We start from the raw sequence: 12,215 nt of genomic DNA, 5'->3' as shown, positions 1-12,215 counted from the left end.
ATTCCCCGCGACCACGACACCAATGAAATGATTTGGTTCAGGGCTTTCCAAAATATTGCAGCACACAACCCGCCACATCCTATCATCAGGGTTTTGGAAAACCGTTCGGATGCGCGGGAATAGCCTTGAGATAGGCTGCAATTGCCTCGCGGTCGGCTGGGTCCAGATGCGCCATGTTCTGCACCACATCGGTCATCGAACCGCCAAGCGAGTCAAAATCCGGGGTAAAGCCGCTCTCAAGTGCATAGGAAATGTCTTTTGCGGACCAGTTGTCGATCCCGCCCTCACCCCCGGTAATATTTGGCACGACACCTTTGCCTTCCGGCGCTTTCGCGCCTGCCAGCCATCGCGTCTTGTCGAGGCCGCCTATAGCATTGCGTGGGGTATGACATTCGCCGCAATGGCCGGGTCCTTCAACCAGATATTGGCCGCGCTTGATCGCATCGCTGGCATCGGCGATGGCCAGCACCGGCTCGGGCGAAAGGTAAAGCCGTTTCCACAATCCGATACCGCGGCGGATATTAAAGGGAAAACCAAGTTTATGCGGCCCGGCCACGTTGTCTGACGGCGGCAGGGTTTTCAGATAGGCGTAGAGATCGGCAATATCCTGCACCTGCATGCGCGCATAGGACGTGTAGGGAAAGGCCGGATAAAAGTGTCTTCCATCCGGTGACACACCCGCCTGCATGGCATTGGCGAAATCCTCGAATGCCCACTTGCCGATGCCTTGATCGGAAGGGGAAATATTGGGGGTCACGAATGTGCCGAAGGGCGTGACCAGCTCATGCCCCCCGGCAAGCACCAGCCGGGCGTCACCGGTTGCGCCGGGCGCGGCATGGCAGGAAGCACACCCACCTGCCCAGAAGACGCTTTCACCGCGCTTCAGATCGCCAGGGCGTGCCGCCGCGAGCTTTGCCGGATCAATCCGCACCGGCACCGAGAGAAACCAGAACCCGGCTCCTCCCGCAATCATGCCCAGAACAATGAGAAGCAGCAGCTTGCGCAGCAACGATCCCCCGGCGTTCAACTAGTTTTTCTTGATGCGGAATGCCTGATGGCAAGCACCGCAATTCTGCGTCACCTGACCGAAAGCCACCTTGAAACTGTCGAGATCCTGCGGCTTGGAGGCAAGAGCTGCGGCAGTATCGGCCTTGTACTTGTTCACCGCTGCAACAAAACCGGCATTGTCTTCCCATATTTTCGGTGAAGCGGTGGTGTCGCCGCCGGTCTCTGTGCCCGCTGGGAACATCGCTGCAGGATCAATCTTTTGTGCATCTTCATTCAGCTTGTTCAGTGCTGCCAGCACCGCAGCCGCATCAAATGGCTTTTCACCCTTGGCGATGGGGGCAAGGCTGCCAACGGCTTTGCCCTGGTCCTTCATCAACGCCTGCCGGTCAGCGATGGGGTCTGCATTGGCCGCAGCCGAAAACACCGCAATGGCCAGCAAGGGCGCAGCAGCAAAAGCAATCAGTCTCTTCATGGAGTATCTCCAACTCTTGTGGCTTCAAAAGCATGTGGCTTCAAGGGTTTCCGGGATCACCTTAGATTAAAGATTCGCGATTGCACCTGCGGCGCTTGATCACATTTTCGTATGCTGCGCATCCCGGTCAAAAAGAAAAACCCCGGTACATGACCGGGGTTTTCAGAACAATGTGATCAGATACGGCGCCATCTGCGATCATGGCGGCGATCCCAGCGGTGGTCGTAACGGCGATCCCACCGGCGGTCCCAGCGGCGATCGTGACGACGATCCCAACGGCGATCCCACCTGCGGTCATAGCGACGGTCCCAACGGCGATCCCATCTGCGGTCATAGCGACGATCATAACGGTCACGGTAGTAGTACTGAACCGTCTGCACATTTGTATTTGCAGCAGCTGGCCCGGTTGTGGTGATTGGCTTCTCGACAGTCATCGGCGCAGCGGATACCGGTGCGCTCACGCCGATTGCGCCGATCGACATCACGACGGCAAAAAAGGCTGAAATCAACTTTTTCATAGTGCCTCCAGTGAAATGCGCTCTGAGTGGCAGGCATTTCCATCATTAAAGTCCCTAGAGATAGACTTAAGTCTAATCCCATGAACCAGAGATGAATAATTAATATGGCGGACCGAAGGCATATAGGGAAAGCGTGATCACATATAAAAACAGGCCGCGTGAATGTGTGAAAGCAACCGTCGTGTGGCCTTTCTTTGTGCCTTCTCCAGTTCTTGGATTGCATCACATCAGGTAAACTCCGCCATGCTGGTGAGTCGAAGGGTGATCTCGTGAAAAAGAAGCGCGCCGACTACGTTTGGGATGTGCCGCCTTCGACGCGCGGCAAACCTGTCCGATTGACCGTCGCCACCTGTCAGTTCCCGGTTTCACACGATATCGCGGCCAATCTCGCCCATATGCTGGATCTGACCGCCCGTGCCGCATCTGCCGGTGCTGACGTGGCGCATTTTCCTGAATGCGCGCTGTCCGGCTATGGCGCTGCCTCATGGCCGACATGGGATGATTTCGAATGGGCAACGCTCAATGCCGCCATGGACAGCCTTGCCGAGGCTGCGCGAAACCACGGAATATGGATTGTCACCGGCTCCGTCCATTGGGACCATTCCCATGCGCGGCCTACCAATTCGCTGTTTATTTTTGATGATAAAGGCGCCATCGCGGGCCGTTATGACAAACGCCGCTGCTCGATCAACGATCTGCGCGCCTTTGCCCCCGGCGATCAGCCTTTAACGCTTGTTATCAAGGGTGTGCGCTGCGGTTTTCTGATCTGTCTGGATTGGGCTTTCCCCGAGCTTTGGCAGGAGCATGCTGGTAAGGTCGAGTTGATTTTTCACTCCTGCTATAGCGATAACGTCTCGCGCGATCGCATCGAAGCCCATGCAATCCAGCCACTCATTCAAAGTTATGGCTGGTTGCATCAATATGCGATCAGTTCCTCGAACTCCTGCCGCCCACGCCAGAATTTTCCCAGTTTCTGGATCGAGCGCACCGGCCATCGCGGCAGCAGCGCCATCCCTGACGAAACCGGTTTCGTCCTGAATGCACTGACCAACGATCCTGAGCTTGATGCATTCTGCGATCGCGTCTTGGAATTCCGGCGTTCGGCGAGCGACGGCAGCCTCTATGCGCCTTATCTCGAACTGCAAAAGGGTTGATGCGGATACTGCCAAAATCTGGCATGATCCGGCAAACTTCTCACAAGCCGAGTATCTGAGCTTTGTCCCGATCCGAACGCCTGCTTGACCTTATCCAGACCATGCGACGCTACCGCCGTCCGGTCAGCGGCAAGGTGCTGGCGGAAGAGACCGGCATCAGCATCCGCACACTCTACCGGGACATCGCAACTTTGCAGGCGCAGGGCGCGCATATCGAAGGCGAACCCGGACTTGGCTATATCTTGCGCCCCGGCTTCATGCTGCCGCCGCTGATGTTCACCGAAGATGAGATCGAGGCGCTGGTGCTCGGCTCGCGCTGGGTGGCAAAACAGCCGGACAACCGGCTTTCCACCGCCGCCCGCGATGCACTGAACAAGATTGCTGCCGTGCTGCCGGACGATCTGCGTGACAGCGTCGATGCATCAGCATTGCTGGTCGGCCCCAGCCAGCCGTCAATCGACGCCAATATTGATCTTGCAGCCGTGCGCAAGGCAATTCGCACCGAGCGCAAGCTCGATATAAGCTATCGAGATAAAAGTAATTCAGAGATCGAGCCGCCTTGTCTGGCCCTTTGCGCTGGGATTTTTTGAGCAGGTCCGCGTTATTGTTGCCTGGTGCGAATTGCGGCAGGACTTCCGGCATTTTCGCACTGACCGCATCTCGCGTCTTGCGCTAACAGACGTGCGTTATCCGCGCCGCCGCCAAGTGATGCTGAAGGAATGGCGCGACGCAGAGGGCATCAAACCACCACGCTGAATGAAATCACTACTGCCAGAAACTGACAGCATGTCGCCGTAACGTTGTTCCAGCCACAATCCAAGGAGACACGTCATGGCCAACCCCAATCTATTGATTCTCTACGTTACAGATGCAACACGCAGCCGCGCTTTTTATGCGGATCTGCTCAAACGCCAACCGATCGAAGAATCCCCTAACTTTTCGATGTTCATTCTCGATTCCGGCCTGATGCTCGGCCTGTGGGCGCGCGACAAGGTTGAACCTGCCGTCACCGGCACCGGCTCCTCCAGCGAGCTCGTATTTCGTGCCGATGCCGATACGGACGTCGATGCCGCCTATACTGATTGGACAGCGCTGGGCCTGACGATTGTCCAAACACCCGTTGTCATGGATTTTGGGTATACCTTTGTTGCGCTCGATCCCGATGGTCATCGTCTGCGCATGTTTGCTCCATCAGTCGAAGCAGGGGCAGCACAATGAGCGCGCACTGGATCGCCGTCGCGTCGGCGGAGCATGTTCGCCGCGGACTGCGGGAAGGTTTCATGCAGGTGTGCCACAGCAAGGAAGGGCCGCTCAAACGTATCAAACCCGGTGACAAGGTCATTTACTACTCACCAACCGAAGTGTTTGGCGGCAAGGACAAGTTGCAATCCTTCACTGCCATTGGTGTCGTGGAGGAAGATGATGCCTATCGTTACGATATGGGTGGCGGGTTCGTGCCCTGGCGTCGCAACATCGATTGGCTCGATGCGACAGAAGCTGAAATCCGGCCATTGCTGGAAGCCCTCAGCTTCACCAGGGCCAGACAGAACTGGGGTTACCAGTTCCGCTTTGGTGTTCTGGCGATCAGCGCCGAGGATTTCAACATCATCGCGGCAGCCATGAAAATCCGCGTGCCGGAGATCGCTTAGCCAACCGGACGTACGACTGGCCCGGAAGGCGTCAGGTGCCGGGTCAGCGCCCAGAATAGCAGGGCAAGAGCGCTGATCCCCGCCCCCGCCAGACTGACACCCGCCCAGCCCGCAGCGGCATAGATCAGCGTCGAACTTAGCGACCCTATGGCGCTGCCGATGGAATAGAAAATCATATAGCCCGCCGTCAAACGGCTCTGCGCTTCCGGCCGGACGCGATAAATCATGCTTTGATTGGAGACGTGCACCGCCTGCAAGGCAAAATCGATGGTCACAACACCAATGATCAGGAACCATAGCGACGATTGCATATAAGCGACGGGTATCCAAGACAGAAGCATAATGGTCAGCGCAATACCGGTTGTGCGCTGGGCGAAGCCCCGGTCGACCCAATTGCCTGACCGCGACGCTGCCAATGCACCGGCGGCACCAGCAAGGCCAAACAAGCCGATCTGCGTATGTGATAACGAGAACGGCGGAACACTCAGCGGCAAGACCAGCGGTGTCAAAAGCATGGTGATATCGGCGAAGATGAACATCGCAATGACAGCGCGGATACGCAGCACCGGCTCTTCGATGAACAGCGTGAAGACCGACTTGATCAGTTTTGGATAGGCGATCCTTTGCCGCTTTGCTTCATTGCGTGGCAGAAAATGAAACAGCAGTGCTGCGATAATCAATGTCAACACGGCAGAAACCGCATAAACCGAGCGCCATCCGGCAAGATCAGCCATAGTGCCGGCAATCGTCCTGGCGAGCAGGATGCCGATAACAATACCGCTTGTGACGATACCCACGACCTGGCCCCGTTCATGCGGTTTTGCCAGACTGGCCGCATAAGCAACGAGCACCTGTGTTACCACCGCCAGAAGTCCGATGGATGCCATGGCAGCCAGCAACGCCAGGGATGTTGGGGCAAAACACACCGCCAGCAGTGCCAAAGCCGAGAGAGATCGACTGCCCTGCAATCAGTTTGCGCCGGTCGATCAGATCACCCAGCGGCACGATCAGCAGCAGTCCAAGCCCATAACCTACCTGCGAAATCGAGACAATAATGCCGATTGTGGCATGGCTCATATCAAACGTATCGGCAATGGCATCCAGCAACGGCGGGGCGAAATAGACATTGGCCACAGCGAGGCCACAGGCAACTGCGAACAATAATGCCAGCGGACGCGAGAAATGTGGGGCTGCAGCACTGTCATTTGCATCTTTTTCAGCAATTCTTCGTGAAGAGACCGCTTGTCCCCCGCCCATGAGCAGATTATCCTCCCGTTCAAGCTTCATCATGACCCCTGTGAATGCGGTTGCAAATTAAAACCTATTGCCTCATAGCGAACTAGGTTTTATATTGCAACCACCCTTCGCAGGTGTTTAGAATTGAGCACGGCTTTGCGACGACTAAAGGGGGACACTATGGTCAAGCGAACAAGCCACAAGGACGACCCATGCCCGGTGGCACGCCCACTGGATGCAATCGGCGACTGGTGGTCACTGCTGATAATCCGCGATGCATTCGAGGGGTCGCGGCGGTTTGGGGAATTTCAGAAAAACCTTGGTCTGGCCAAGAATATTCTGGCGACACGCCTGCGCAACCTGGTTGCCCATGGCATCTTTACGCTCGAGCCCTGTGCGGACGGCAGCGCCTATAATGAATATGTGCTGACGGACAAAGGGCGGGGTCTGTTTCCCTTGCTTGTCGCCTTGCGCCAATGGGGCGAGGATTACTTTTCCGACGCCTACGAACCGCGGGCTCGACTGGTCGACAGGCAAACCGGCAAACCCGTGCGGCGCTTGGAGCTGCGCTCCGACGACGGACGCCTGCTGAAGCCTGAAGACACGGTCGTCGTCGGGCATTAGATTCATTTGTCATAATATAAATGGCCGGGATGCGGACGGAACACACGTCCCATTCCGGCATAACCTAAATATGCGAGCTTATGACGATGAGCGATGCAGACGAACCCAAACTATTGTCGAGCGGTAATCCGCAAATCGCAAAGGGTGAAGGCAACGCGCCTGTCCAAGCCTATATCGCTGCTATGCCAGGCTGGAAAAGGCAGATTGGACGCCGCATAGACGACATTGTGGATCGTGTTTTCCCCGATGTTCAAAAGGCGGTTAAATGGAATACCCCCCTCTATGGCAAGGAGGATGGCTGGTTCTTTGCGATGTACTGTTACAAAAAGTATGTCCAGCTGACCTTCATGCGAGGGAGGTCTCTGACACCTGTCCCGCCCGTGGCATCCAAAGTGGAAGGCACACGCTACTTCAGTATCTATGAAGACGATGTGCTGGATGAAACTCAGATCGCCGATTGGTTGAAGCAGGCCACCAAGCTACCGGGTGTGAAGCTTTAAGCTGAGACTGACAGCCAAAGCGGCCACAACGGCCGCTCTGCTCTTCTGACTCTGGAGGGTTATGCGGCATCAGCCGCCGCGCAGTGGCGGGATTCATCAAAAAGAGTACGCCCAATCTCGCGGGCCTTTTCGAGACAAGAAACCGGCGCCTGTGTTTCTGTTTCAAAAAGCAGCTCAGACGTTATGACCTGCGCCCCGCAATAATCGAAAATTCCGCGATCGATCTGGGTCTTCATCGCACCGAAATAGCCGTGCCGTGCATAGGTTCGCTCACTGGCGCCGCCAATGGCAACCAGATGAACCCGCAGATGCTGCTGTTTCTTCGTCAGCTTCATATTGGGGACGTCGTCATAGGCCCAGCCATTTGAAAAAACGCGGTCGATCCATCCCTTGAGCAACCCCGGCATTGACCACCAATAAACGGGGTAGACCAGCACTAGCGCGTCAGCACGATCGATTCTCGCCTGCTCGGCAGCGACATCTGCAGCTTGCGGCAGCTCGCGTCGATGCGCGGCGATATCCGCCATGGTAAATCTGGGATCGAAACCTTCAGCCATCAGATCCGCAATTTCGAATGAGTGATCAGGACTGGACAGGGTTACGCCTGCGCCAACTTGCGCAGCGACACTGTGGGTAAGCGACTCCAGATCGGGATGCGCGAAAACGATGAGTGCGTGCATGATTAAAACTCCTGCTGACTGGTTGCAGATGAAGGTGCTTACCTATATACTTTCGGTAAGTTATATTTAGTAACTTACTTTTGGTATATAAAGATGTCAAGCATCGAACCGACAAATCAAGCCCTGATTTTACAGCCAAGACGCCGGTTAACGCGCGAGGCGCGGCATCGCCAGCTTATGGATGCTGCCTGGCAATTGATCCGGGAGGAAGGAACGGAAGCCCTGTCGCTTGGGCGGCTCGCCGAGCGGTCGGACATTACAAAGCCGGTTGTCTACGACCATTTCGGCACACGATCCGGTTTACTGGCGGCCCTCTATCGTGAATTCGATGCGCGACAAACAGCCATTATGGACGCCGCGCGCGAGACAAGCGAACCCACCTTGGCGAGCAAAGCCACAATCATCGCGTCATCCTATGTCGACTGTGTGCTGGCGCAAGGCCGTGAGATATCCGGCATTATTGCCGCCTTGGCCGGCTCGCCCGAACTGGAACGGATGAAACGCGATTATGAAGTAATATTCATTGAAAAGTGCCGAGCCGCCCTCGCCCCGTTCGCCGGAAAAGGAACCATCGGGCTGCCGGGCCTGTGGGCGATGCTGGGTGCCGCCGAAGCCCTGTCCTATGCCGCCGCATCAGGCGACATCACCGCCGAGCAGGCGCAGAATGAACTTTTTGAAACCATCGTCGCCATGGTTGAACGAAGTGCACGATAAGCCGTGTGAGCGAATGCTAGCGATTGAGAATAAGCCTCACATATTGCCGCTTCACCACGCCATCACCCAACTTTGAACAGTTCAACTCATTCCTCTCTTATTCCCCCTCTCACGCCACCCAGATCAAAGCAAATTTGCAAATGCAAATCATTTGCAATAACACTTGACGGTGCCTGTAATCTCCGTATTCTTGAAATGTGATGCAAAGCAGTTCTCCGAGCCGACATCCTGCGCTCGTGCTTTGCTCATCCAGTGGTTCAAAAACACCGAAGCGGGTGGTCAGATGCTTTTTATTCCGGATCAAGTTCGACAGCGCCTGCTTGCGGAACGCGATGGCCGTTTCACCTCATCCGCCATACGCGCAAAGATCAAGGCGGCAGGTCTGCGGCCGACAAAACAGCGGCTGGCTCTTGGCCAAATCCTGTTTCACCACGGGGAAGGACACGTCACCGCCGAAAAACTGCACCGCGACGCCACCAGGGCAGGACATCGCATATCTCTGGCGACGGTCTACAACACACTCAATCAGTTTGCCGAAGCCGGTCTGCTTGGCAAGGTCAATCTGGATGGCGATCAGAGTTGCTTTGATATCAATGTCAGCGACCATCATCACTTCTATGTGGAGGCGCTGGACCTGCTGATTGATATTCCTGCCAGTGAACTGGAATTTGCAAAACTGCCAGCACCGCCTGCGGGATACAAGATCAGCAAGATTAATGTGCTGATCCAGTTGCAACCGGTTGCGGATGCGCCGGAACCAACTTGCCTCGGTGTTTTATCAGCCGAATGTGAGGCTTGTGGCAGATGCTCCCCCTTCAATGAAAAAAGGCCCCGCTTGTGACGGGGCCTTTGTATCAATCGGAAAAGCGATTACTTGGCTTTTTCGTAAAGCTCGAGGACGTAGTCCCAGTTGATCAGGCTATCAACGAACGCTTCCAGATATTTTGGACGGGCGTTGCGGTAATCGATGTAATAGGAATGCTCCCATACGTCGACGCCGAGGATCGGCGTTGCGCCATGAACCAGCGGGTTTTCGCCATTTGGTGTCTTGGAAATTTCCAGCTTGCCGTTCTTGACGGACAACCAGGCCCAGCCGGAGCCGAACTGCGTTGTACCGGCAGCGATGAAATCGGTGCGGAACTTGTCATAACCGCCAAGATCCGAGTCAACAGCCTTTTCCAAAGCGCCGGGCAGCTTCTTGCCGCCGCCGTTCTTTTTCAGCCAATGCCAGAAATGCAGATGGTTATAATGCTGGCCTGCATTGTTGAAGAGGCCGGCATTCTTGCCATAGGACTGCTTGACGATCTCTTCGAGCGAAAGATTCTCGAGACCAGCTTCGGCAGCCAGTTTGTTGCCGTTATCAACGTAAGCCTTGTGATGCTTGTCGTGGTGATATTCCAGCGTCTCGCGCGACATGAACGGTGCGAGTGCGGCATAATCATACGGCAGTGCGGGCAGTTCGAAAGCCATGGAAAACTCCTCTTCGATTCAATCTATAAACGGGATTGGCACCGGGATGTATCCCCGTTGCGGGGTGGTAGCCAATCCTGACAAAACCTGCGTTTGTTACATAGGTCCGTATTTCTCCGGGGGCAATGCGAAACGGATCAATATTTCGGATTGATCCACTTTCAGCGTTAAATTTTCGCCGTTGAGTGGGCGAACTCCCAATAAAGCTCCCTCGCCTTCTTGGCGATTGGACCCGGCTGAAGATCACGATCTTCAATACGGGTAACGGGCACGACCTTCGAATGGTTCCCCGTCGAGAAAATCTCATCCGCTGTAAGGAAATCCTGCACCGTGAGAGTCGCCTGCGTCGTGCGGAAACCATAATCCGCAAGCACATCGATGGTGCGGGCGCGGGTAATACCCGAAAGGAACGTTCCGTTCGGCGCAGGCGTAAAAATATGCCCGTCCTTCACCATGAAAATATTCGAACTGCCGGTCTCGGCGACATTGCCAAGCATGTCGAGAACCAGCGCATTGTCGAAACCGCGCGAGCGGGCTTCCAGAATGGCGCGGCCATTATTGGGGTAAAGGCAGCCAGCCTTGGCATTGGTCGGCATGGTTTCAAAGCTCGGGCGCCGGAATGGCGAAACGGTCAGGGAAAAGCCCGTGGGTTCCTGCATCGGCGATTCATAGAGGCAGAGGCAGAAGCGGGTTGAATCCGGATCGGCCGGCACGCCCATATAGCCGCCATGTTCGGCCCAATACATCGGGCGGATATAGACGGCGGTCTTGCCGTCGAACTTCTTCAACCCGTCACGCGCCAGCCCGACGATTTCGTCGGCGCTCATGGTCGGTGCGAGACCCAGCGCGGTGGCGGAAACGTTGACACGGGCGCAATGGCGATCCAGATCGGGCGACACGCCTTCAAACCAGCGCCCGCCGTCGAAAACCGATGAAGCAAGCCACATGGCGTGGCTGCGCGGGCCGATCAGGGGTACATTGCCCTCGTGCCAATCGCCATCGACATAGGTCCAGGTCGTTGTTTGCGCTGCGGTGCTGACTGCCATGATATGTGATTCCGTCTGTGTCTTTTCTGCCGCCTATCGAAATGCCATTCGATCGCAAGGTCAATGGCTCCAGCAAAGAGACCTTCTTTCTCTACAGCACAGCAACACAAATCATCGCCAAAACGGCCGACCTCATACTTTCGCTTAATTGTACGTCATCACAGAATGCGGCACACTTTCATTGTCCGCCCGTGTACAGACATAGAAATATCCACGGCGGATAAAGTGGTTCCCCGACATTTGGAGCTTCCGTATTATCTTTCCCACCCCCGATACGGATGATTGGCAGGCCTCGTTCGCGAGGCCTGTCCTTTCCGCGTGCGGACAAACAAAAAGCCGGTGGCGCGAGCCCCCGGCTTTTTCATAGGATGAATAATTGAACGAAGACTACATTACCAGAATTGGTGTCTTGTTCGGTACACGATCATAAAGATCGATAATGTCCTGATTGATCAGACGAACGCAGCCGGATGAGACAGCCTTTCCGATAGACCACCATTCGGGTGAACCGTGCAGGCGATAGAGCGTGTCCTGACCGTTCTGGAAAATATACAATGCGCGAGCGCCGAGCGGGTTTTTCAGGCCAGGCTGCATGCCGCCATTGCGGGCGCTGTACTGAACCAGTTCCGGCTGGCGGGCCACCATTTCGTCCGGTGGAGTCCAGGTTGGCCAATGGCGCTTCCACTGGATAACCGCACGGCCTGACCAGGCAAAACCTTCGCGGCCGATACCGACGCCGTAGCGAATAGCCTGTCCGCCTTCGCGCACCAGATAAAGGAACTTGTTCTGGGTATCGACAACAATGGTGCCCGGCTGTTCACCTGTGGGATCCTGCACAACCTGACGCAGATAGCGCTTGTCCATCTTGCCTATCGGGATAGCAGGCAACTGGAAGCCATCATCTTCGCGGGCCGCATACATACCCGCATAGGATCCGAGCGCCGAATCCACATCGGTTTGCGGTGAAAGCAGTCTGCCGTCATCATCGACTCTGATTACCGGCATATCCGGGATCGCAGCACATCCGGCAAGACCGGCGGCCGCCGTTGCGGTCAACGCAGTTAGGAAGCCGCGGCGGGAAATTGTGTTTTGCATCATTCAACCATTTAACGGTGGGAGACAGGACGAAGGTAGACTGATCGGG

At 55.8% G+C, this 12,215-nt stretch carries 14 protein-coding genes and 2 pseudogenes; 8 read left to right on the top strand and 8 right to left on the bottom strand.

Translation table 11 applies throughout. The annotated features are described in order from the left end of the window. Window positions 1–85: 85 nt before the first annotated feature. The 3 genes from HB779_RS10960 to HB779_RS10950 form a co-directional block, all read right to left on the bottom strand. Window positions 86–1,009 (bottom strand): cytochrome c, encoded by a 924-nt coding sequence (locus HB779_RS10960; protein WP_371823920.1) that lies wholly within the window; start codon window positions 1,007–1,009, stop codon window positions 86–88. Window positions 1,010–1,027: 18 nt separating this feature from the next. Beyond that, complete coding sequence (locus HB779_RS10955; RefSeq protein ID WP_188345716.1) at window positions 1,028–1,480, bottom strand: cytochrome c; 453 nt, start codon at window positions 1,478–1,480, stop codon at window positions 1,028–1,030. Window positions 1,481–1,656: 176 nt separating this feature from the next. After that, complete coding sequence (locus HB779_RS10950) at window positions 1,657–1,998, bottom strand: hypothetical protein (protein ID WP_188345715.1); 342 nt, start codon at window positions 1,996–1,998, stop codon at window positions 1,657–1,659. A gap of 269 nt (window positions 1,999–2,267) precedes the next feature. Between HB779_RS10950 and HB779_RS10945 the strand changes: the two genes are divergently transcribed. The 4 genes and pseudogenes from HB779_RS10945 to HB779_RS10930 all read left to right on the top strand — a co-directional run bounded on the left by HB779_RS10945 (window position 2,268) and on the right by HB779_RS10930 (window position 4,801). Next, entirely contained in the window at window positions 2,268–3,152 is an 885-nt protein-coding gene (locus tag HB779_RS10945; protein ID WP_188345714.1) for a carbon-nitrogen hydrolase family protein, read from the top strand. 62 nt (window positions 3,153–3,214) lie between these two features. Then, a pseudogene (locus HB779_RS10940) lies at window positions 3,215–3,908 on the top strand (helix-turn-helix transcriptional regulator). A gap of 75 nt (window positions 3,909–3,983) precedes the next feature. Then, window positions 3,984–4,370, top strand: coding sequence for a VOC family protein (locus tag HB779_RS10935; RefSeq protein ID WP_188345713.1), 387 nt, complete (start codon window positions 3,984–3,986; stop codon window positions 4,368–4,370). Continuing rightward, entirely contained in the window at window positions 4,367–4,801 is a 435-nt protein-coding gene (locus tag HB779_RS10930; protein ID WP_188345712.1) for an EVE domain-containing protein, read from the top strand. Before HB779_RS10935 ends, HB779_RS10930 begins: the two co-directional genes overlap by 4 nt. Here HB779_RS10930 and HB779_RS10925 read toward each other — a convergent pair. Beyond that, a pseudogene (locus tag HB779_RS10925) lies at window positions 4,798–6,058 on the bottom strand (MFS transporter). The gene HB779_RS10930 and the pseudogene HB779_RS10925 sit on opposite strands and share 4 nt — an antisense overlap. A 159-nt stretch (window positions 6,059–6,217) precedes the next feature. Between HB779_RS10925 and HB779_RS10920 the strand changes: the two are divergent. Beyond that, window positions 6,218–6,661: a helix-turn-helix domain-containing protein gene (locus tag HB779_RS10920; protein ID WP_188345711.1), complete on the top strand. Its 444-nt coding sequence runs from the start codon at window positions 6,218–6,220 to the stop codon at window positions 6,659–6,661. 86 nt (window positions 6,662–6,747) lie between these two features. Then, on the top strand, window positions 6,748–7,161 hold the full coding sequence (locus HB779_RS10915; RefSeq protein WP_371823904.1) for a DUF1801 domain-containing protein: 414 nt from the start codon (window positions 6,748–6,750) through the stop codon (window positions 7,159–7,161). Window positions 7,162–7,220: 59 nt separating this feature from the next. Here HB779_RS10915 and HB779_RS10910 read toward each other — a convergent pair whose 3' ends face one another. Then, entirely contained in the window at window positions 7,221–7,841 is a 621-nt protein-coding gene (locus HB779_RS10910) for an NAD(P)H-dependent oxidoreductase (protein WP_188345709.1), read from the bottom strand. A gap of 93 nt (window positions 7,842–7,934) precedes the next feature. On the opposite strand from HB779_RS10910, the gene HB779_RS10905 reads away from it, so the two are divergent. Together HB779_RS10905 and irrA are read left to right on the top strand one after the other, a co-directional pair. After that, window positions 7,935–8,555 carry a TetR/AcrR family transcriptional regulator gene (locus tag HB779_RS10905; RefSeq protein WP_188345708.1) on the top strand — a complete coding sequence of 207 codons (621 nt, stop codon included), beginning with the start codon at window positions 7,935–7,937 and terminating at the stop codon, window positions 8,553–8,555. A gap of 283 nt (window positions 8,556–8,838) precedes the next feature. After that, window positions 8,839–9,396, top strand: a complete 558-nt coding sequence (gene irrA, locus HB779_RS10900; protein WP_188345707.1) for an iron response transcriptional regulator IrrA — start codon at window positions 8,839–8,841, stop codon at window positions 9,394–9,396. Between the two features lie 29 nt (window positions 9,397–9,425). Here irrA and HB779_RS10895 read toward each other — a convergent pair whose 3' ends face one another. The 3 genes from HB779_RS10895 to HB779_RS10885 all read right to left on the bottom strand — a co-directional run bounded on the left by HB779_RS10895 (window position 9,426) and on the right by HB779_RS10885 (window position 12,166). After that, window positions 9,426–10,025: a superoxide dismutase gene (locus HB779_RS10895; RefSeq protein ID WP_188345706.1), complete on the bottom strand. Its 600-nt coding sequence runs from the start codon at window positions 10,023–10,025 to the stop codon at window positions 9,426–9,428. A gap of 167 nt (window positions 10,026–10,192) precedes the next feature. After that, on the bottom strand, window positions 10,193–11,071 hold the full coding sequence (locus HB779_RS10890; RefSeq protein ID WP_188345705.1) for a branched-chain amino acid aminotransferase: 879 nt from the start codon (window positions 11,069–11,071) through the stop codon (window positions 10,193–10,195). Between the two features lie 387 nt (window positions 11,072–11,458). Then, a complete protein-coding gene (locus tag HB779_RS10885) occupies window positions 11,459–12,166 on the bottom strand; it encodes a L,D-transpeptidase (RefSeq protein ID WP_188345879.1) in 708 nt (235 codons plus the stop codon). Window positions 12,167–12,215: the final 49 nt, after the last annotated feature.

Origin of the sequence: Phyllobacterium sp. 628, assembly GCF_014189505.1 — a bacterium.
Classification (GTDB): domain Bacteria; phylum Pseudomonadota; class Alphaproteobacteria; order Rhizobiales; family Rhizobiaceae; genus Phyllobacterium.
Note: the sequence above shows the minus strand (reverse complement) of the source record. Positions and strands in the feature narration are given on the sequence as shown.